The organism is Acrocarpospora catenulata (assembly GCF_018476525.1).
Taxonomy (GTDB): Bacteria; Actinomycetota; Actinomycetes; order Streptosporangiales; family Streptosporangiaceae; genus Acrocarpospora; species Acrocarpospora catenulata.
On sequence record NZ_JAHCST010000002.1, the window covers coordinates 125,267 to 144,133 of the forward strand.

At 68.9% G+C, this 18,867-nt stretch carries 19 protein-coding genes and 1 riboswitch; of the genes, 11 read left to right on the plus strand and 8 right to left on the minus strand.

Going from position 1 to position 18,867, the window contains the following annotated elements; all coding sequences use genetic code 11:
- Nucleotides 1–105: 105 nt before the first annotated feature.
- The 4 genes from KIP79_RS02520 (at nt 106) to KIP79_RS02535 (ending at nt 3,125) form a co-directional block, all read left to right on the plus strand.
- Entirely contained in the window at nt 106–1,374 is a 1,269-nt protein-coding gene (locus KIP79_RS02520; protein WP_214103040.1) for a M20/M25/M40 family metallo-hydrolase, read from the plus strand.
- Nucleotides 1,375–1,389: 15 nt separating this feature from the next.
- Nucleotides 1,390–1,881, plus strand: a complete 492-nt coding sequence (locus KIP79_RS02525; RefSeq protein WP_214103041.1) for a hypothetical protein — start codon at nt 1,390–1,392, stop codon at nt 1,879–1,881.
- 119 nt (nt 1,882–2,000) lie between these two features.
- Nucleotides 2,001–2,147 carry a hypothetical protein gene (locus KIP79_RS02530; protein ID WP_214103042.1) on the plus strand — a complete coding sequence of 49 codons (147 nt, stop codon included), beginning with the start codon at nt 2,001–2,003 and terminating at the stop codon, nt 2,145–2,147.
- A gap of 174 nt (nt 2,148–2,321) precedes the next feature.
- Complete coding sequence (locus KIP79_RS02535) at nt 2,322–3,125, plus strand: DUF4253 domain-containing protein (protein ID WP_250212573.1); 804 nt, start codon at nt 2,322–2,324, stop codon at nt 3,123–3,125.
- A gap of 14 nt (nt 3,126–3,139) precedes the next feature.
- On the opposite strand, the gene KIP79_RS02540 is transcribed toward KIP79_RS02535, so the two are convergent.
- Both KIP79_RS02540 and KIP79_RS02545 read right to left on the minus strand, forming a co-directional pair.
- Nucleotides 3,140–4,504: a PQQ-dependent sugar dehydrogenase gene (locus KIP79_RS02540; protein ID WP_214103044.1), complete on the minus strand. Its 1,365-nt coding sequence runs from the start codon at nt 4,502–4,504 to the stop codon at nt 3,140–3,142.
- Nucleotides 4,505–4,681: 177 nt separating this feature from the next.
- Nucleotides 4,682–8,983: a discoidin domain-containing protein gene (locus KIP79_RS02545; RefSeq protein ID WP_250212574.1), complete on the minus strand. Its 4,302-nt coding sequence runs from the start codon at nt 8,981–8,983 to the stop codon at nt 4,682–4,684.
- Nucleotides 8,984–9,310: 327 nt separating this feature from the next.
- Here KIP79_RS02545 and KIP79_RS02555 point away from each other — a divergent pair, with 327 nt between their 5' ends.
- Nucleotides 9,311–10,150: an alpha/beta hydrolase gene (locus tag KIP79_RS02555; protein ID WP_214103045.1), complete on the plus strand. Its 840-nt coding sequence runs from the start codon at nt 9,311–9,313 to the stop codon at nt 10,148–10,150.
- A gap of 30 nt (nt 10,151–10,180) precedes the next feature.
- A complete protein-coding gene (locus tag KIP79_RS02560; RefSeq protein ID WP_250212608.1) occupies nt 10,181–10,726 on the plus strand; it encodes a CGNR zinc finger domain-containing protein in 546 nt (181 codons plus the stop codon).
- Here the strand turns inward: KIP79_RS02560 and KIP79_RS02565 are convergent.
- A complete protein-coding gene (locus KIP79_RS02565) occupies nt 10,702–11,925 on the minus strand; it encodes an endo-1,4-beta-xylanase (RefSeq protein WP_214103047.1) in 1,224 nt (407 codons plus the stop codon). The genes KIP79_RS02560 and KIP79_RS02565 overlap by 25 nt on opposite strands.
- 136 nt (nt 11,926–12,061) lie before the next feature.
- On the opposite strand from KIP79_RS02565, the gene KIP79_RS02570 reads away from it, so the two are divergent.
- On the plus strand, nt 12,062–12,409 hold the full coding sequence (locus KIP79_RS02570) for a hypothetical protein (RefSeq protein ID WP_214103048.1): 348 nt from the start codon (nt 12,062–12,064) through the stop codon (nt 12,407–12,409).
- A 29-nt stretch (nt 12,410–12,438) separates the two neighbouring features.
- Here the strand turns inward: KIP79_RS02570 and KIP79_RS02575 are convergent, their stop codons facing one another.
- Complete coding sequence (locus tag KIP79_RS02575) at nt 12,439–12,882, minus strand: MarR family winged helix-turn-helix transcriptional regulator (protein ID WP_308169533.1); 444 nt, start codon at nt 12,880–12,882, stop codon at nt 12,439–12,441.
- Nucleotides 12,883–12,958: 76 nt separating this feature from the next.
- Here KIP79_RS02575 and KIP79_RS02580 point away from each other — a divergent pair, with 76 nt between their 5' ends.
- The gene (locus KIP79_RS02580; protein ID WP_214103049.1) at nt 12,959–13,594 is read left to right on the plus strand and encodes a maleylpyruvate isomerase family mycothiol-dependent enzyme; all 636 of its coding nucleotides are present in this window, start codon (nt 12,959–12,961) and stop codon (nt 13,592–13,594) included.
- Between the two features lie 114 nt (nt 13,595–13,708).
- On the opposite strand, the gene KIP79_RS02585 is transcribed toward KIP79_RS02580, so the two are convergent.
- Nucleotides 13,709–14,425, minus strand: coding sequence for a hypothetical protein (locus KIP79_RS02585; RefSeq protein WP_214103050.1), 717 nt, complete (start codon nt 14,423–14,425; stop codon nt 13,709–13,711).
- A gap of 91 nt (nt 14,426–14,516) precedes the next feature.
- On the opposite strand from KIP79_RS02585, the gene cutA reads away from it, so the two are divergent.
- Entirely contained in the window at nt 14,517–14,852 is a 336-nt protein-coding gene (cutA, locus tag KIP79_RS02590; protein ID WP_214103051.1) for a divalent-cation tolerance protein CutA, read from the plus strand.
- Between the two features lie 59 nt (nt 14,853–14,911).
- Here the strand turns inward: cutA and KIP79_RS02595 are convergent, their stop codons facing one another.
- From KIP79_RS02595 to KIP79_RS02605, 3 genes are all read right to left on the minus strand, one after another.
- Nucleotides 14,912–15,952 carry a zinc-dependent alcohol dehydrogenase family protein gene (locus KIP79_RS02595; protein WP_372453509.1) on the minus strand — a complete coding sequence of 347 codons (1,041 nt, stop codon included), beginning with the start codon at nt 15,950–15,952 and terminating at the stop codon, nt 14,912–14,914.
- A gap of 215 nt (nt 15,953–16,167) precedes the next feature.
- Nucleotides 16,168–16,602: a MerR family transcriptional regulator gene (locus tag KIP79_RS02600; protein WP_214103052.1), complete on the minus strand. Its 435-nt coding sequence runs from the start codon at nt 16,600–16,602 to the stop codon at nt 16,168–16,170.
- A complete protein-coding gene (locus tag KIP79_RS02605) occupies nt 16,599–16,943 on the minus strand; it encodes a hypothetical protein (RefSeq protein ID WP_214103053.1) in 345 nt (114 codons plus the stop codon). Before KIP79_RS02605 ends, KIP79_RS02600 begins: the two co-directional genes overlap by 4 nt.
- Nucleotides 16,944–17,210: 267 nt before the next feature.
- On the opposite strand from KIP79_RS02605, the gene KIP79_RS02610 reads away from it, so the two are divergent.
- Both KIP79_RS02610 and KIP79_RS02615 read left to right on the plus strand, forming a co-directional pair.
- Nucleotides 17,211–17,729, plus strand: a complete 519-nt coding sequence (locus tag KIP79_RS02610) for a hypothetical protein (RefSeq protein WP_214103054.1) — start codon at nt 17,211–17,213, stop codon at nt 17,727–17,729.
- Nucleotides 17,730–17,734: 5 nt separating this feature from the next.
- A complete protein-coding gene (locus tag KIP79_RS02615; protein ID WP_214103055.1) occupies nt 17,735–18,598 on the plus strand; it encodes an SRPBCC family protein in 864 nt (287 codons plus the stop codon).
- 145 nt (nt 18,599–18,743) lie between these two features.
- Nucleotides 18,744–18,855, plus strand: a riboswitch (SAM riboswitch).
- Nucleotides 18,856–18,867 lie beyond the last annotated feature (12 nt).

Genomic DNA, 18,867 nt, shown 5'->3' on the forward strand with positions numbered 1-18,867 from the left:
GCGCGGGGGCCCGGTCGCCGCAGTTCGGCCTGCTTCCGGTCAAGGTTCCGCTCTTGGGACAACTCGCCCCCCAGAACGCGATCTCCTGGGCCCGTATGCAGCAGAATGTCACGGGTGACGCGAACCGAGGCCGCCGAGATCTGCTCGAACCTGATCAGATTCGACACCACCAACCCGGGCCGCGGCGAGCGCCCCGCCGCCGAGTACGTGGCCGAGTTGCTGGCCGAACGGGGCATCGAGCCGATCGTGCTCGAATCCGCCCACCGCCGGACCAACGTGGTGGCCCGCATTCCCGGCGACTCCCCTGACGCCCTGCTCATCCACGGCCACCTGGACGTGGTGCCCGCCGAGGCGGCCGGCTGGAAGATCCACCCGTTCTCCGGCGAGATCGCCGACGGCTGCGTACACGGCCGGGGCGCGGTGGACATGAAGGGCAGCCTGGCCATGACGCTGGCCTGGGCCCGCCAGGGCGTCCGCCCCAAGCGCGACATCGTGCTCTGTTTCCTGGCCGACGAGGAGTCCACCGGCGAGTACGGCTCCCGCTTCCTGGTCGACCACCACCCCCACCTGTTCGAGGGCTGCTCGGAGGCGATCAGCGAGTCCGGCGGCTTCACGGTCACCGCGGACGGGGCCAGGATCTACCCGGTGGCGCTCGGCGAACGCGGCACCGCCTGGATGAAGGTGACCGCGCACGGGGTCGCCGGGCACGGCTCCAAGCCGCCGACCGACAATCCGGTGGCCGAGCTGGCCCGCGCGCTGACCCACCTGGTGGAGTACCAATGGCCGATCCGGCTGACCCCGGCGGTGGCGACACTGATCGAGAGCCTGGGCCGGGCCCTGGGCACCCCGATCGACCTCGACGACCTGGACGCGGAGCTGACCCGCCTGCCGCCCGCGGCGACCGCGCTGTTCCGCGGGGTGATCCGCAACAGCGCCAACCCGACCATGCTCAACGCGGGCTACAAGGTCAACGTCATCCCGGAGACCGCCGAGGCCCACATCGACGGCCGTTTCGTGCCCGGCACCCAGGAGGAGTTCCTGGAGACCGTCGACCGGCTGCTCGGGCCGAAGATCACCCGCGAGTTCGTGAACCTGGAGGAGGCGCCGTCCGCCCCCGCCGAGGGCATCTTCCACGAACTCGGCGCCGCCCTGCGCGCGGAGGACCCGGCCGCGATCCCCGTGCCGTACGTGATGTCCGGCGGCACCGACGCCAAGAGCTTCGCCCGCCTCGGCATCCGGGGGTACGGCTTCGCGCCGCTGGAGCTCCCGCCGTCGCTGGACTACTTCGCGATGTTCCACGGAGTCGACGAACGTGTGCCCGTGGCGGGGCTCGACTTCGGCGTACGGGTGCTGAACCATCTTCTGGGCGGGTGACGGAGGGGGTCGGCGATGCGGGTCGCGGTAACCGGGCACATGGACCTCACCTCGGAAACCACCCGCCTCGTCCGCACCGCGATGCGCGACCTGCTCACCCGGTGCGGTAAGGCCCTGACCGGCATCTCCTGCCTGGCGCCCGGCGCCGACCAGATCTTCGCCGAAACGGTCCTCGCCCTCGGCGGCCGGCTGGAGGCGGTCATTCCCTCCCTCGACTACGCCGACGACCTGCCCGACCACGCCAAGGCGACGTTCGAGCTCCTCCTCGGCCAGGCGGAGACGGTGCACAGTCTCCGCTATCCGGTCGCCACGCCCGCCGTCTACAAGGCCGCCAACGACACCATGCTGGACCTGGCCGACGCGCTGGTGGCGGTCTGGGACGGCAGGCCCGCCCGAGGTGAGGGCGGCACCGCCGAAGTCGTCGGCGACGCCCGCCGCCGTGCCATCCGGGTGGAGATCCTCTGGCCAAATGGCTCATCCCGCCTCGGAACACCACAAAAAGCTTAAGAACATCGCATTAGGCAGTCGAAGAAAGAAAGATACCCGGACTGCGAACGGCTCATCAGGGCTAACGTACGCAGAGTTCGGATGGGACCGACGACAAGAGGCTGAGCCGCGGTGCGCGAATGGCCGCTTGGCATGGATGTCCAACGGGTGCGGCGCGGCTGGCGGGCGCGGCGATCCGGGCGTCGGAGCAGGAGTGGGTCCGCGCGGCGGCCGCCGCCGTGATCGGCCGGGTGGCGGGCGCGACCACGACGCGGCGATCTCGGTGAGCATGAGGAGGCCATACTGCGGCTGGAACGCGCTCATGGCCGGCGGGTGACCGTACCGGCGGGGGCGTGGGTGGACCCTTGCCGACCCCGGTAGCGCAGCCGAGCGGGGCGCTCGGGAAAACGCTCGAAGAGCGGGTCAACTATTCTTTCGCCGTGCCGGTTAGGAAAGGGCAGTTGCCACCTGAGATATGCGAGCTCTTCGCCGACCAGGGCGAGGGGCGGTGCCTGAGTGTGGAGTTGCCCGAGGGGGCGGCCGTGTGGCCGGATCCCAACTTCGAGCGGCGGCGGGCGCATCGGCGGCCGGCCTTCTGGCTGAGCGACGATCCGGTGTCGGGAGAGCTGTGGGGGCGGTTGCGTGCCGAGCATCCGGAGTCGGGGCTCTGGCCGCTGCTGCTGGAGGAGTCGGTGCAGCCCTGGTCGATCGGGCAGATCGCGCCGGACATGGCTACTGAGATCGACAATTTCCGGGCCGGGGACTTCATGGACGAGGTCTGGGCGGACTGGGTGGAACAGGCCGATCCCGACCAGATCGGCAACCTGGAACCCTTCGGACCCGTCTCCCCCGGCCTGGCCGAACCCGGTGTGCTGATGGCCGATCCCGGCGTCGTCGCCGACTGGTACGCCGGGATCCTGGCCCGTAACGGCACCCCCCTGGGCCTGGTCGCGGCCGACCGCGGCGCCGACGCCCTGGCCGTCATGGGCTGGCAGGGCGCCATCAACCACAACGAGTGGACGGTTCCGCTGGCGGCGGTCATCCGCAGCTGGGAGGACCGCTTCGGCGCCCGCGTCGTCGGCGTCGGCTTCAACACCCTCGAACTCAGCATCGCCGCCCCGCCCTCCCACCACCTGCACGCCCTGCACGTGGCCGCGGAACACTGGACCTTCTGCCCCGACAGCATCATTCAGGGCCCCGGCACTCTTGAGGACTACGCGGAACAGATCCGCGGCAAGAACGCCTGGTCCTTCTGGTGGGACTAGCCGGGCTGGTGGGACTAGCCGGGCGTCAGCCGGTAGACCAGGCCGGCCTTGTCGTCGGTGAGGTAGATCGACCCGTCCGGTCCCGGCACGGCGGTCACCGAGCGGCCCCACCGGGAGCCGTCGGCGTTCTGGAACCCGGTGACCAGCTCCGCCGGCGCGCCGAGCGTCTTCGTCGCGTCGTTCCAGGCGCTGTAGGCGACGTACGGCGGACGGGGCGGCTGCCGGTTCCAGGAGCCGTGCGCCGTGATCAGGGCCCCGTTCCGCAGCGGCTCCGGCAGCTTGGAGTCGTGGGTGAACGCGAGCCCGAGCGGGGCGCTGTGCGCGGGCAGGCCGACCATCGTCCTGCCGATGCCGCCGCAGTTCAGCGCCCGGCCGTTGGGGTTGTTGATCGGGTCGTCCGCGTACGGCAGGTTCAGCAGGTCGCGGCTGCCACGGGTGTCGGGAACGCAGTACGGCCAGCCCAGGTCGGTGCCCGGCGTGATGCGCGAGACCTGGTCGACCGGGTTCTCGTTGATGTACTCGCGAACCGTCTGCCCGTACCGGCCGGTGCGGTCGTGGAACGGGTAGGGCTGGTTGTCGCTCTGGTTGACCGCCGCGAAAAGGGTGCCGTCCGGGGCGAAGGACAGGCCGAAGCCGTTGCGGACCCCGGTGGCGATCGTGCGGTTGGCGGTCCCGTCCAGGTCGACCTCCGCGATGATGGCGCGTTCCGGGGTGGAGGTACGGTCGACCGGGTCCCGGTTCGTGCCCGAGCCCACGCTGTAGTGGACGATCCCGTCCCGGACGGCCACCGCCTTGCCGCCGTGGCCACCGCCGGGCAGCCCGTCGAGGATCACGCGGCCCTTCGACACGGCGCCGTCGGCGTAGTCGAAGGCGACCAGCCGGGTCTCCTCACCGACGACGAGGATCGTCCGCCCGTCCTGCCGGGTGAACGCGAGCCCCTGCGGGTTGGCCAGGCCGTCCAGCAACGTCGCCACGGTCGGCGCCTGCCCCGCCGCGCCGGGCGTGAGGATCGACACGACGCCGCGGTCCCCGGTCGAGACGACCAGGCGCCTGTCCGGCGCCCACGCCGCCAGGCGCGCCTTCGGGACACTCGCCCACACCTGCGCGGTCCAGCCGGCCGGCAGGTTCAGCGAGCGGCCCTTCGCCGCGCCCGCGTCTACTCCGTCGGCGACCGCGAGCGGTACCGGGGTGAGCGGCCCGGCCCCTTGTTGTCCGATCGAGGGGAACTCGGGCGAGGTGGCGGGCGGAGCGGGCGGCAAGCCCGTCGCGCCGCCGTCTCCCTCGCTCGCGCAGGCGCTGAGCCCGATGAGCGCGATTGACAGGGTGGCGGCCGTACTGATCGTGCGGAGGCTTCGCGTCGTCTGTGATCTGGTCGGCATGGGTCGACGCTACGGGTGACGGTCTCGGGGAGGCAGGCCGCGTGACCACCCCTTTACGTGAGCTACTGCGGGCGGCGACGGATTGGCCCGGCTCCGCCGGGCACGGCGGCCCGCTGCCAGGAGAACGGCGACACCGCCGGAGGTGTGTCTCCGGCGGTGTCGCTGTTCTGGGGATCGCTAGTTGATGTTGAGGGTGAAGGTCGATGTCGTGTTCTTGATGTTCTGGAAGTTGTTGCTCATCACCAGGTTGTTGAAGGTCGCGGAGCCGACCGCCGGGCCCTGGCCGGGTTCGGGCAGTTCGTTGACCCAGATGCCGAAGCCGGACTTGGCGTCGAAGGCGTCGCCGCTCTTGCGGGCACCGGTGATGGTGATGTTGGTGAAGATGGTGTCCGTGACCGGGTTCTCCGGGTTGGGGCCGGTGTACTTGGTCTGGAACATGATCCCGGAGTAGGTCGGGTCGATGATGTCGACATCACTGACCCGGATGCCCTGGAACACCTTGGAGGCGGAGAAGACCCAGATGCCGGGGAAGGTCTGCTGGCCCCAGAAGTGGCCGCCGGCCCGGACGATCGAGATGTTCTCGAACCTGGTGGGCGGGTTGGCGCCGAAACCGTTCATCGGGTACCCGAAGTCCAGCGAGCTGATGGTGATGCCCGAGTAGACCAGGGTGTCCGCGATGTAGATGTTCCGGAACGTGTTCGCGTATCCGCCGTACACCGCGATGCCCGCGGCCCGCCAGGTCAGCGTGGTGGACAGGTTCTCGTAGACGTTGTCCTTCATGTCCGCCCCGCCAGCGTCGATCGCCGAGAACAGCGCGAAGCTGTCGTCACCGGTGGCCCGGGCGTCGTTGTTGCTGACCAGGTTGTTGGTGCTGCCGTTGGTCATGTTGATGCCGTCGGCGAACATGTTCCGGATACGCGAGTTCTTGATGGTGATGAAGTCGGTGTTCGCCCCCCAGTAGAGGCACACCATGTGCTCGTTCCAGATGTTGTCGATCGTGATGTTGGCCACGTTCTGGAAGTCGAACACCTTCCCGGGCCCGTCGATCCGCGAAACATAGTTACCGAAGTACGCGAATCCGGAGAACGAGGACCCCGCGGCACTGTTCTCCGCCCGGAACCCGATGTCGGTGTTCTCCTGGTTGGACGGTGCGAAGAACTGGGTGTACCAGGGTCCCGCGCCGACCACCTGGACGGCCTTGCCGTACACCTGGAACTTGCCACCCGTCTGGTACGACCCCGGCGGCAGGTAGACGCCGATCAGGTTGCCGGTGGTGTCCATGCGCACCCGGTCCAGGGCGTCCTGCACGTTCTGGTGGGTGAAGCCGGTGGGCACCGTGTACCGGGCGGGGTTGGGGTTGGCGATCGGCGACACCTGCTCGGTGTTGATGAAGTCGATCGCGTACTGGCTGGTGTTGGCCGCGTCCTTCTGCAGCTTGATCTTGGTGCCCGCCGGGAACGACGCGTCCAGCATGATGTTGGCCTCGTCGTAGATGTGCCGCGGCCCACCGGACCCGGGCGAGTTGCCCGGCGAGGCCTCGTCCCCGTACAGCCAGGCGTACTTGGAGGTCAGCTGGATCGCCTTGTGGAAGGTCCCGTTGACGTACACGTTCAGCGAGGCGTTGGTGCCGCCGCCACCCGCGGCGTCCGGGATGGAGAACCGGGTCACCAGGGTGTTGGTGCTGGACTTGGTGGTGAACTCGACGAAGGCGCCGTTGGTGTTGAGGGTGACCGCCTTACGGCCGCTGGCCTCGCCGGCGATGTCGCCGATGGTGCGGTTGGGCCCGACCACCTGCGCGCCGCCGCCGACCACCGCGTCCTCGGCTTCGAGCATGTCGTACGGCATGTTGGCGCCGCGCCCGACGAAGAACGGGTGGTTGGTGGTGTTGTTGGCCCGCTTGACCGGGACCTCGTTGCCGTCGTCGGCGAGCACCACGCGCACGGTGTACTTGCCGTTGACGGCCGTCCAGGTGCCCAGGTTGATCGGGCTGGTGGTGGCGCCGGCCGCGATGGCGCCGCTGTAGGAGCCGGTGAGCGTGGTGACCGTCCCGCCCTGCTGGTTGAGCAGGGTCAGCGTGATGCCGTGCGCGCCGGAGGCCGAGGCGATGGTGCCCTGGTTCTTGATGGCGACGCTGAAGGTGACCGGCTTCCCGGCCGCCGGGTTGCTCGGCGTCCAGGCCACCGGCGAGGCGATCAGGTCGGAGCTCTGCACGGGGGTGACGGTGAGCGAGGTCGGGTTGGCGAAGGAGTTGTTGGTGTCGTTCTGCTCGATCACCGTGTTGGCCTCGTCCACCTTGGCGCTGACCGGGTAGGTCGCCGCGTCCCGGGTGCCGATGTTGGCGTTGACCGTGGCGGTGGCGTTGGCGGCCAGGCCGGGCACGTTGGCGGTGCCGACCAAGGTGGTGCCGAGGTAGAAGTTGACGTTGCTGGCCGGGGAGGCCGCGTTGCCGATGTTGCGCACGGTGGCCGACAACGTGATGGGGTCAGTCTCCACCGGGCTGGCCGGGGTCCACGACATGCCGGTGATGGTCAGGTCCGGGTTGGGGGCCGGGACACCGAACACCTGGAACTCGGCGACCTGCCCGCCCGGGGCGCCGGTGTTGCTGTTGAACTTCAGCTGTACGTCGGCGACGGTCGCGTTGAAGGTGACGGTGACCGAGTTTCCGGTGGCCGGGTTGAAGATGTAGTTGGCGGCCGAGACCAGGTTGGTGTAGCCGGTGGCGCTCTGCTCGCGGCCCAGGATCTGGATGTTCTGGGTACGGGTGCCCCATTCGGTGCCCGGGTTGAGCTTGAGCACCACGGAGCTGACCACGGCGTTGGCGCCGAGCTTGACGGTCAGCGTGTTGGGGAAGGCGCCGGAGTTGCCCTCCCAGTAGGTGCTCAGGTTGTTGTCGTTGGCGTTGGCCGCGACGAACGTGTGCACGTGCCCGGATTCCACCATCTCCTTGCCGATGGCCAGGTTGGACGGCGGCTGCCCGGTGCCGTTCCGGGTCACGCTGTTGCTGTTGCCCGACTCGTTCCCGGCCGCGTCCTTCGCCCGGACGAAGTAGGTCACCGTCGCGCTGTCCGGCTGGTTATCGGTATAAGTCAGGACATTTCCGGCTACTGAGGCGCGGAGGGCGTTGTTGGCGTAGATGTCGTACCCGGTGACCCCCACGTTGTCGGTGGAGGCGCCCCAGGTCAGCCGGATCTGGCCGCTGGCGGGCTGGGTGTAGGCCAGGTTGGTGGGCACGGTCGGCGACTGGGTGTCACCGGTCTGGCCCTGCCGGGTGACGCTGTTGCTGTTGCCCGACTCGTTCCCCGCCGCGTCCTTCGCCCGGACGAAGTAGGTCACGGTCGCGCTGAGCGGCTGGGTGTCGGTGTAGGTGGTGACGTTGCCGACGCTGGCCCGCAGCTGGTTGTTGGCGTAGATGTCGTACCCGGTGACGCCCACGTTGTCGGTGGAGGCGTTCCAGGTCAGCTGGATCTGGCCGTCCGTGGGCTGGGTGTAGGCCAGACCGGTCGGGGCGGTGGGCGGGCTGGTGTCGACCGGGCCGCCGGGGCCGTAGATCTCGAACTCGGAGATCTGCCCGGCCGGCCAGCCGGTGTTGGCGGTGATGTTCAGCCGCACGTACCGGGTGCTGGTGGCGTTGAAGTTGATCGTCGCCTGGTTGCCGGTGTCCGGGTTGAAGACGTACCCGGCGGAGGCCACCAGCTGGCTGAAGGTGGAGCCGTTGGTGCTGGTCTGCACCGAGAGCGTCTGGGTCCTGGTCTGCCAGGACGGGGAGGCGGGCAGCTTGAGGACCAGGCGGTTGATGCTCACCGTGGCGCCCAGGTCGACCTGGAGCCATTGCGGGAAGGCGTTGTTGGTGCTCTCCCAGTAGGTGGCCTGGTTGGCGTCGTTGGCGTTGCTCGCCACGTACGTCTGGGAGACGCTGCTGCCGGTGATCGTCTTACCGATGGCGAGGTTGCTGGAGCCGGTGCTGGTGCCGTACACCTCCAGCTCGGAGAGTTGCCCCGCGGGCCAGCCGGTGTTGGCGGTGATGTTCACCCGGACGTAGCGGGTGTTGGTGGCCGGGAAGTTGATGGTCACCGAGTTCCCGGAGGCCGGGTTGAAGGTCTGCCCGGCGGAGGAGACCAGGGTCTGGAAGCTGGTGCCGTCCTGGCTGCCCTGGATGGACAGGGTCTGGGTGCGGGTCTGCCAGGCGGAGTCGGCCGGAAGTTTCAGGATGACCTGGTCGATGCCGGTGCTGGCGCCCAGGTCCACCTGGGCCCACTGCGGGAAGACGTTGTTGGTGCTCTCCCAGTACGTCGCCTGGTTGCCGTCGTTGATGGCGCCGGCCGCGTGGCCGCCGGTGGCGGAGCTGGCGGAGGTCGCCTTACCCAGGGAGAGGTTGGGCCCGCCGGCGGCGGTGGCCGGTACGGCCCCCAGCCCCATGACGAGCAGACAGGTCGCGACCGCGGTCGCGACCAGCCGTAACGGTCCGTGCTTCTTTCTCATCGCGTTCTTCTATCTCTCGGCAGGAACGACAGGGTTGGCCGGGGAGGCGGGCGGCCTCCGGCGGACGCGGGTGGGGGGAGGTGCACGGACGCAGTGCAATCCCTGAAGTTGCGAGGAACAGCGAGAAATTGAACATGACTTTGCAAGATTCTTGCGCAGCGCTGGCCAAAGGTTACATACGTGATTCGCGGTCGTCAACGGGGTGTTGACTACCGTGTTTCACGGCGGGAAACGATGATCGTTAAACCTGCTGTTCTCTCCCGAGGGATCCCAGGGCGACGAGTGGCCCTCTATGCCCGATTGATCGGGGCAATTAGCCTGATCAGCATGTCGACCGCGCATGACACCCAGCAGATCGAGTTAGCCAACAACTCCGGCAAGACACCCGTGGTGTTCGTCCACGGGCTGTGGCTGCTGCCGAGCAGCTGGGACCGGTGGGCGGAGGTGTTCGCCGAAGCCGGGTACGCCCCGGTCACCCTCGGCTGGCCGGACGATCCGGACACGGTGGCCGAGGCCAAGTCCCACCCCGAGGTGTTCGCCAACAAGACCGTCGGGCAGATCGCCGACCACCTGGAGGGCCTGATCGGCGGTCTGGAGCGGAAACCGGCCGTGGTCGGCCACTCCTTCGGCGGGCTGCTCACCCAGATCCTGGCCGGGCGCGGGGTGTCGGCCGCCTCGGTGGCGATCAGCCCGGCGCCGTTCCGAGGAGTGCTGCCGCTGCCGCTCTCCGCGCTGCGCGCGGCGGCGCCGGTGCTCAGCAACCCGGCCAACGCGCACCGGGCCATCCCGCTCACCTACGACCAGTTCCGCTTCAGCTTCGGCAACGCGGTCCCCGAGGAGGAGGCCAGGGAACTGTTCGAGACGTACTCGGTGGCGGGTCCCGGCGCGCCGCTCTTCCAGGCCGCCACGGCCAACCTGAACCCGTGGACCGAGGCCAAGGTGAACAGCCGCAACCCCGAGCGCGGGCCGCTGCTCGTCATCGCCGCCGACCGGGACCACACCGTGCCCCCGGCCATCGCCAAGGCCTCGTACAAGAAGCAGCAGCGGAACGAGGGCGTGACCGAGTACGTGGAGATCCCCGGCCGGGGCCACGCGCTCACCATCGACCACGGCTGGCGGGAGGTCGCTGACACCGCCCTGACTTTCATCGGCCGCTTCATCTCATGATCCGCTTATTGTGGTAAATAAGCGGACATGATGGGACAACCGGGAGACCGGGCCATCGCGCCCGGTTCGCTCGCGCTGGTGCAAGGATTTGTGAACAGCGTCACCATCGAGACCGGCCAGGATGAGTTCGCCGACCCCGAGGACATGGCGGCCTGGCTGTTCCGTAACGGGCTGGGCGAACTCCGCCCGGATCCGCTCGACCGGCGGGACGCCGTCACCCTGCGCGAGGCACTGCGCGCCCTGCTGCGCGAGAACAACGGCGGCGACCCCGACCCCGAGGCGCACCGCACCGTCGCCCACGTGGCCAGGGACTGCCCGCTGGTGGTCACCGGGTCGCTCGGGCTCGGCCCCGCGATGACCGACATGCGCGGGGCGCTGGCCACCGTACTGGCCTCGGTCGCCCTGGCGGTGGCGGACGGGTCCTGGCGGCGGCTGAAGGCGTGCGGCGAGCCCCGGTGCGAGTGGATCTTCTACGACCGGTCCCGGAACCGGGGCAGCCGGTGGTGCTCGATGGCGGTCTGCGGGAGCCGGGCCAAGATGCGCGTCTACCGTCAGGCCAGGCGCGCGTCGCGGTGACACTCCCCCGGGGTGTCCACGGCGACCGTGGCGGTGCGCCCGGCGGCTGAGATCTCGTACGTGCCGGGGAAACCGGTGAAACGGGCGGTGCCGTCCTGGCCGGTGCGCAGCGTGGTGGGCGGCAGCCACCATTCGCCCTTGATCAGGTCTTTCAGTGCCTGGTAGGAGGGTTTGGGGCTGCCGTCCAGGCGAACCAGGCCGCCGGGGGCGCCGAGCCAGGCGCCCTCGTCCGCCATGCCCCAGTACGTCAGGGCCTGGACGGCCGGGTGGGAGACCACGGTGCGGTAGTGGCGGACGATCTCGTCGGCCTGGCGGGCCTCGCCCTCGGGGGTGGTGGGCCACTCGGGGATCTGGTAGTCGTTCAGGTCGACGATCTCCGGGGGCATCTGGTGGCCGGAGAGCAGGGTGGTCTCGGTGAAGTGAATGGGCAGGCCGTACCGGGCGAAACGGTCGATGGTGGCGAGGGTTTGCTCCTCGCCCCAGTAGCCCTGGTGCATGTGGCTCTGGAGGCCGAGGGCGTCGATCTTGATACCGGCTTCGAGCACGCCCTCGATCAGGCACTCGTACGCGGCGGACATGTCGAAGTCGTTGAGGAGCAGGGTGGCGTTGGGGCCGGCCTCGCGGGCGGCGTCGAAGGCCATGCGGATCATGGGGATCCGGCCGATGTCGCGGCAGAGCCGGGTGATGCCGTTATCGTATTTATCGAAAATGGGCATGATGACGACTTCATTGATGACATCCCAGGAGTCGATAACCCCCTCGAATTCCGAAATTTCGCGCTTTATGCGGTCTACTTGGACGCGGGCGATCTCCTCGGTGGGGAGGTCCAGGAGCCAGTCGGCGGTGACCGTGTGCCAGGCCAGCGGGTGGCCCTTGACCACGCAGCCGCGGTCGGCGAACCAGCGGGCGGTGCGGAGCAGGCGGGCGGTGTCCGGCTTGCCGCGTTCGGGTTCGAAACGGCCCCAGTAGAACGGCAGGGTCACCGCGTTGAACAGGTCTAACCACAGGTCGGCGAGGGCCTCGGTTTCCGGGGTGCCCTCGCCGTTGGCCAGCGGGATGAAGTCGAAGCCGATGCAGCCGAAGAGGAAGGCGTGGTCGCGCTGGGCGACGACGATCTCCTGCTCGGCCGGCGGTGCGCCGTCCGCGGTCACGGCCACCACCACCTCAGCCAACCGCTTTTCCACGATTTCTCGCGACATTTGCTGACTCCTTCGCACGGGCTTCCGTCCGGAAATATCACGATTCTTGCGTCCGAAAGGGGTGTCGGGTAGCAGCGCTGGGTGAGATCATCTCCACCCGGGGTGAGCAGCACCAGGTCCGCCTATCCTGGGTTAGGTGTACGCGGATAGTACGGTGACCTGCACCGACAGCGAGTTGATCATCAACCGCTACTACTTCCCGTGGGGAGCGGCCAAGCGCATCCCGCTGCCCGCCATCCGCGCCGTGATCTGGCTCCCCCTCCCGAACGGCAGCTGGCGGATCTGGGGCTCCAACGACCTGGTGCACTGGTTCAACCTGGACGCCAACCGGCCGCGGAAACGCACCGCCCTCATCATCGACACCGGCCGGAGAATCCTGCCCGCGATCACCCCCGACCACCCCGGCCGCCTGGTCGCCGAACTGACCGCCCACGGCATCATGACCAACAGCGCCACCGGCGACGGCCCCACCCACTCCGCCTGACCACGCTGGGACCTCCCCCGACGTCAGGCTCAGGTCCCCTGGTACGGATCGGTGATCTCGCGGAGCCGGGTGAGCGCCTCCCGGAGCTGCGCGGTGGCCCGCCTGCCCAGGTGCTGGGCCCATTCGGCCTCCACCTCCGCCTCCACCCGCCTGGCCAGCGCGACCGCCTCCTCCCCCCGCGCGGCGATCTTCACCAGCCGGGCCCGGGCGTCCGTGGGATCGGGCACCCGCTCCACGTATCCCGCGCGTTCCAGCTGATCGACCAGGAAGGTCGCGGTCTGCTTGGCCACCCGCGCCTGTTCCGCCAGGTCGGAGACGCGCGTGCCGGCCGGCCCGATGCGCTGGAAGATCCGCGCCTGCGCGAGCGTGATGTCGTCGAACCCGGCCGCGGTCGCCGCCGCCATCACCCGGGTCTCCATCGCCCGGTACGGGAAGAAGCAGAGCAGGCCGAGGTTCACCTGGTCATCACCCACCGGGCGACCCCCTTGACAATAGACAGATTATCGAACCAATATGGTTCCATTATCGTACCAAATGGAGGGACGGGGGATGGACCTCGACCAGGTATGGCAGGCGATCGACCACGAACGGGCTCGCCTCGCCCTGCTCTTCGACGAGCTCACCGACGAGGAGTGGGACACCCCCTCCCTCTGCACCGGCTGGCGCGTCCGCGAGGTCGCCGCCCACCTCACCCTCGCCCACACCGGCGCGCTCACCGTGACCTACGAACTCCTCAGGGCCCGCGGCAACTTCAACCGCATGATCCACGACACCGCGCTCCGCCAGGCCCGCCTCCCCATCGAGAAATACAGCGAACTCCTCCGAGCCATGATCGGCTCCCGCAAGAAGGCCCCCGGCATCACCCACCTAGAACCCCTGATCGACGTCCTAGTCCACGCCCAGGACATCACCATCCCTCTCGGCCGCCCGTACCCCATCCCCCCAGAACCCGCCGCCGCGGCCGCCACCCGAGTCTGGACCATGGGCTGGCCCTTCAACGCCCGCCGCAACCTCACCGGCCTGAAACTGACCGCCACCGACCACCCCTGGACCCAGGGCCACGGCACCCCACTCGAAGGCCCCATGGGCGCCCTCCTCCTCCTACTGACCGGCCGCGGAAACCCCCTCAACCAACTTTCCGGCCCCGGAATACCAGAACTCCTGTCCCGCCAAACCAGCCGATAGCCTCTTTGTTTCCACCGGAACAGGTATTCCTCTTTCGGGCACCCCTATTGTGGGGCCGTACCAAAAAATGTTGACCGCAGCCAATACACGCCCTCCGCAGGGAAAGGCATGCGCTCATTTCGTCGCCAGAGCAATCGGACGGGATGGATAAAGCGACGCGTCGATGAGGACGCGGTCGCCCAATGGCTCGTCGAGGGTGACGGTGAAGGGGGTTTGGGGGTTGCCTGGGCAGGTGGCGGTGTCGAGGTGGCGTACGCCGATGGTCAGGTGGATTTCGGTGGGGGTGGATTGGATTTCGGCCAGTTGAATGCGGCCGTCGGCCGGCTTTCCGCTGGCGCATTCGTGTTCGGTGATCAGGAGGGATATCCGGCGGGAGTCGGGGGCGGGCGGGGTGGCGGGGTCCAGTTGCACGTCGGCGGGGCTGAGGGAGCCGAGGTCGTAGTAGAGGTTGCACCGGGTGGAGGCTCTCATGTGCCAACTGGGGCGACTGGTTTGGCCGGGTGGGGCGACGCGTTCGATGGAGAGGAACTCGTGGGTGCGTTGGCCGCCCGGGATGTTCGGTTCGGGGGTGGACTTTTCGCGGATGATGGCCACGCGGGTGTCGGTCTCTTCGGCGATGGTCCAGGTGGATAGGTCGTCTATCGGGCGGACTTCGGTGCCTTTGAGCGCTGCCCGGCCGTTCGGGCCCAGGTTGGTGGCTGGTATGGGGTTCTTCAGGGCTTGGAGTGGTATCTCCTCGTGGTGGCAGAGGACGGTCTCCTGGCTGAGGCCGGGCAGGTCGCATCCCGTCAGCAGGAGCATGATCAGGACACCTGAGATCAGTCTCGCCATCGTCACCCCGTTCATGATCTTCGGAACCGGGCCATTGTGACCTGATTTCAGCGGGGTTTGATAGAACTCGGGCACACGGAAGGGAAGGGTGATGTCGGATTACCTGCAGGTGGCCACCACGGTGGAGAGCGACGAGGATGCGCGTCGGCTCGCCCGTGGTGTGGTGGAGGGGCGGCACGGGGCGTGCGTTCAGATTGTGGGGCCGATCCGTTCTGTGTACTGGTGGCAGGGCGAACTGGAGGAAGCCCAGGAATGGCAGTTGCTCGTCAAGACGACCGCCGACGCCTACCCGTCTCTTGAGGCGTACCTGAAACAGCACCATTCCTACGAGACCCCGGAAATCATCGCCACCGCGATCGTCACCGGGAGTCCGGAATATCTGGCGTGGATTGCGGCCGAGGCGACATCGGGTGGCGGTTCCGCTTAGCGGCTCACGATTGATGCCCAGCTCATCGAGTCCGGTGTGCTCGGAAAGGGACCTGCGGGTCAGCCGCCGATGTGGAGCACCGCCGCGCCGTTCACCCGGTCGGCGGCCAGGTCGGTCAGGGCGGCGGCGGCCTGGTCGAAGGCGTACGGGGTGGTCGTGACCTGGAGCGGGTGATCGGCGGCGAACCTCAGGAAGGCGTGGCCGTCCTCGCGGGTGTTGGCGGTGACCGAGCGCAGGGTGCGCTCCTCGAACAGGTGCCGGTCGTAGTTGAGTACGGGGATGTCGGTCAGGTGAATGCCGGCGACGGCGAGGGTGCCGCCCCGGTCGAGGGCTTGGAGGGCCACCGGGACCAGGTCCCCCACTGGGGCGAAGAGAATGGCGGCGTCGAGGGGCTCGGGGGGCGCGTCGTAGGCGCCTCGCGCGGAGGCGGCGCCCAGTTCCAGGGCCAGCTCCTGCGCGGCGGTGGACCTGGTCAGCACGTGTACGGCCGCGCCCTGCGCGATCGCCACCTGCGCCGTGAGGTGGGCCGAGGCGCCGAACCCGTAGATCCCGAGCCGCCCGCGCGGCGGAAGATCGGCCCGGAGCAGGGCGCGGTAGCCGATGATCCCGGCGCACAGCAGCGGGGCCAGCGGCTCGGCCGGATAGTCCTCGGGCAGCGGGTAGACGTAGTCCTCGAGCGCGACGAGGTACTCGGCGTAGCCGCCGTCCGCGTCCCAGCCGGTGTAGGTGGAGTTGGGGCAGAGGTTCTCCGCGCCGCGCGCGCAGTACCGGCAGACACCGCAGGTGGACCGCAGCCACGCCACCCCGACCCGGCCCCCGACCGGCCCGCCGGAGCCGTGCGCGACGACCCGGCCGACGGCCTGGTGCCCGGGCGCGGTACGGGGCCGGCGGGGTTCCAGGTCGCCTTCGGCGAGGTGCAGGTCGGTACGGCAGACCGCGCAGACCTCGACTTTGACCAACACCTGGCCAGGCAGCGGAACCGGAACGGGCAACCGGGTGAACTCCAGCGGCCCACCGGCCATCGGCCCGGGCTGGGCGACCACCCAGGCGTTCATCTCCGCCGGGATCCGTACGGGACTCTCAGCCGGGTTCTCCGTCATGGCTCCGACGATAGGACGACAGCCCGGCCCGTTTGTCCGTGTTCGCCCCGCCATTTGGCCAATGTTGGCCCAGCCCTTGGCAGAGGCCCCGACAGCGGGGCCGGCCCGCACGAGCTCGGCGGCAGGTGTGACCCGCCTGGCGGCGGCAGCGCCGGGCCCCTCGGTTCAGCAGCCGCACCCGCAGGTTGGGGTGGTCGTGGGGTTGTGCGGCGAGGTCATCGGGGTGGGTCCTCCGCGAGTTCGGCGTAGGGCAGGGGGCAGTCGGCGCAGGTGCAGTTGGTCAGGCTGTCGCAGCGGGCGGCCACGACCTGGGTGAGGGTGTCCCGGATGGTCACCAGGTCGGCGATCCTGTGTTCGATCTCGGCCAGCTTGGCGATGGCGCGTTCTCGCAGGTCGGGGCGGGGATGGCCGCGGCGACCGGCTTCCAGCAGTTCCGCCACCTCGTCCAGGGTGAATCCGAGCCGCTGCGCCGCTTTGATCACCCCGAGCAGGGTGACGGTCTCCGGCGGGTACGTCCGATGCCCGCCCAGGCTCCGCTCGGGTTCGGCGATCAACCCCCGGCGTTCGTAGTAGCGCAGGGTCTGGATGTTGACCCCGGCCCGCTCGGCCACCTGGCCGGTACGCAACCGGCGCGTGATCTCGTACGTCATGCGGCGTCCCCGAAGAGCGCCGTGACGAGGTCGCGGGCCGCGTCGGGCGCCTGCGCAGTGAACGCCATCCCGGCGGGGCCGATGCTGAGGGTGAACGTGAAGAACGAGCAGCATTCGTACTCGACGGCGGCCAGCCGGCCGAGTTCGCCGGCGAGCCGCGAGTCGTGCTCGAAGGTCAGCGTGACGCCCCCGGCGGCGGGTTCCCGGTCGGTGGCCTGGGAGATCGCCGACCGCCAGTCGGCCAGCCGTGCCTGCCTGGCCTCGGGTCCGCCGGCCAGTGTGCACACCAGGGCCGGTCCGTCGTCCTCCCGTTCGGGAGTACAGCAGGCGCATCCCGTCATCAGAGCCTCCTAGTGGTCGTGAGCGCTCTTCGACGGTAAGCCTGTACCTGGGTACCGGATTCAAGGCCGAGCATTGGTGACCTGGGTCACATCAACCCCCAGGCGCATTCCACCTTTATCCGCTCTTTGTCGGCTTTTATGTTCTTGTGTCCACTTATCGGGCATGGCGGCGGATTGAGGAGGATCAACCAACGCGGATCTTCTCTGTGTGGCGTTTGCGCTTGACGTCGGTTCGGGTGCCGAAGCCGCCGGAGGGAGGACAGGACAATGAATCGTGTCAAGCTGGCACTCGCCGTCGTCATCGGGTACTGCCTGGGCCGTCATCGCAAGCTGCGGATGGCCGCCGGAGTGGCCGTGGCCGTAGCGGTAGGGCGGTCACGGGCCAAGAAGGGTGGCCTGGTGGAGCGGGGCGTCGGCGCCCTCGGCTCCCCCGAGTTGACCGAGCTCACCGGACGGCTCCGCCAAGACCTGCAGGAGGTCGGGAAGTCGGTGGCGATGGCGGCCGCCAGCAAGCAGATCAACGCCCTGAGCGACGCCATCCACGAGCGCGCCGAGACTCTGCGGCACCCGGAGGAGCACGTCATGGCGGCCGCCGGCGCCGGCGAGGCGGTCGGCGCGCAGGCCACGCAGGCCGCGGGTCAGGCCGGCGAGGCGGCGGGAAAGATGGCGGGGAAGCTCACCGGGGAGCAGGCCGAGCGACTGCGTAAGGCCCCCGAAGAGGAACCGGAAGAGGCGGAGACCGGCCCGTCCGCGAGAAGCACCGCCAAGTCCGGTTCGCGGGGGTGACGACGATGACCGTCACGGAGAAGGAGAAAGGAAAGGAAAGCAAGCTTCCCGGAACCGGCGGGTTGCCGTGGAACCGGCTGAGAGGCGAGGTCGGCAACCTGCTGGGCGCCCTCGGCAAGCGGGGGCTGGGTTCGATCACCAATCGGGTCACCTCGGTGACGGACCGCCTGACCGAGTACGCCGGCGAAGGGACGGCGAAGAAGGTCGGCGAGGGCGGCGGCTTCCTCGCCCGGATCGGGCAGGTGGTCAAGGGCGCCACCACGATGGCCAAGGGCGCCGGGCAGCTCGTCAAGGGTCTGACCGGCAAAGGCAAGAAGGCGGGCCAGGGCACCCGGGTGACCAACATGGTCGAGACGATCGACATCGGGGCGCCGCTCCAGGTCGTCTACAACCAGTGGACCCGGTTCGAGGACTTCCCGAGCTTCATGAAGAAGGTGGAGAGCGTCAATCAGGAGTCCCCCGAGCAGGTCAGCTGGAAGGCGCAGATCTTCTGGTCGCACCGATCCTGGAAGGCGCACATCATCGAGCAGGTGCCGGACGAGCGCATCATCTGGCGTTCCGAGGGCGCGAAGGGCTACGTGGACGGCGCGGTCACCTTCCACGAGATCGCGCCCGGCCTCACCCGCGTCGTCCTGGTCCTGGAGTACCACCCGAAGGGATTCTTCGAGCACACCGGCAACCTCTGGCGCGCCCAGGGCCGCCGCGCCCGCCTGGAGCTCAAGCACTTCAGGCGCCATGTCATGACCCAGACGATGCTCCGCCCGGAGGAGGTCGAGGGCTGGCGAGGCACCATCCACGAGGGGCAGGTCGAGGAAGGCGAAGCCGAGCGGGCAGCCGAAGAGCGCGAGCCAGAGCCGACCAGATCCTAGAAGGCGGGCGGCGCCCACCCAGGCGCCCGGTTCGGGCTGCGCGACCTGGGCCGGGCGCCCCGCCGCGCGGGAGCGCACCGTCGGCACGGCCACCGAGGAAATGGGCGCTTGACTCGCATAACCGGCATTTCCTACTCTGAATGTAGGTAAAGAGTGCCGACGCCAAGCCCCGGCTGGTCGGCCGGCAACCCTCGCTCCCGCATGGGGTGCCCCGGGGAAACCTGGCGGCGACGACCGTTCGCCGCAATGCGCGGGCCCTCCGGGCTCAT

What these genes read in the sequence shown, in the direction of transcription:
- KIP79_RS02605 (WP_214103053.1), bottom strand. Translation starts at nt 16,943, where the DNA reads ATGACGGGATGCGCCTGCTGTACTCCCGAACGGGAGGACGACGGACCG.
- cutA (WP_214103051.1), top strand. Translation starts at nt 14,517, where the DNA reads ATGTCGGATTACCTGCAGGTGGCCACCACGGTGGAGAGCGACGAGGAT.
- KIP79_RS02520 (WP_214103040.1), top strand. Translation starts at nt 106, where the DNA reads ATGTCACGGGTGACGCGAACCGAGGCCGCCGAGATCTGCTCGAACCTG.
- KIP79_RS02565 (WP_214103047.1), bottom strand. Translation starts at nt 11,925, where the DNA reads ATGTCGCGAGAAATCGTGGAAAAGCGGTTGGCTGAGGTGGTGGTGGCC.
- KIP79_RS02540 (WP_214103044.1), bottom strand. Translation starts at nt 4,504, where the DNA reads ATGCCGACCAGATCACAGACGACGCGAAGCCTCCGCACGATCAGTACG.
- KIP79_RS02555 (WP_214103045.1), top strand. Translation starts at nt 9,311, where the DNA reads ATGTCGACCGCGCATGACACCCAGCAGATCGAGTTAGCCAACAACTCC.
- KIP79_RS02595 (WP_372453509.1), bottom strand. Translation starts at nt 15,952, where the DNA reads ATGACGGAGAACCCGGCTGAGAGTCCCGTACGGATCCCGGCGGAGATG.
- KIP79_RS02580 (WP_214103049.1), top strand. Translation starts at nt 12,959, where the DNA reads ATGGACCTCGACCAGGTATGGCAGGCGATCGACCACGAACGGGCTCGC.
- KIP79_RS02560 (WP_250212608.1), top strand. Translation starts at nt 10,181, where the DNA reads ATGGGACAACCGGGAGACCGGGCCATCGCGCCCGGTTCGCTCGCGCTG.
- KIP79_RS02600 (WP_214103052.1), bottom strand. Translation starts at nt 16,602, where the DNA reads ATGACGTACGAGATCACGCGCCGGTTGCGTACCGGCCAGGTGGCCGAG.
- KIP79_RS02530 (WP_214103042.1), top strand. Translation starts at nt 2,001, where the DNA reads ATGGCCGCTTGGCATGGATGTCCAACGGGTGCGGCGCGGCTGGCGGGC.
- KIP79_RS02610 (WP_214103054.1), top strand. Translation starts at nt 17,211, where the DNA reads ATGAATCGTGTCAAGCTGGCACTCGCCGTCGTCATCGGGTACTGCCTG.
- KIP79_RS02585 (WP_214103050.1), bottom strand. Translation starts at nt 14,425, where the DNA reads ATGGCGAGACTGATCTCAGGTGTCCTGATCATGCTCCTGCTGACGGGA.
- KIP79_RS02545 (WP_250212574.1), bottom strand. Translation starts at nt 8,983, where the DNA reads ATGAGAAAGAAGCACGGACCGTTACGGCTGGTCGCGACCGCGGTCGCG.
- KIP79_RS02615 (WP_214103055.1), top strand. Translation starts at nt 17,735, where the DNA reads ATGACCGTCACGGAGAAGGAGAAAGGAAAGGAAAGCAAGCTTCCCGGA.
- KIP79_RS02525 (WP_214103041.1), top strand. Translation starts at nt 1,390, where the DNA reads ATGCGGGTCGCGGTAACCGGGCACATGGACCTCACCTCGGAAACCACC.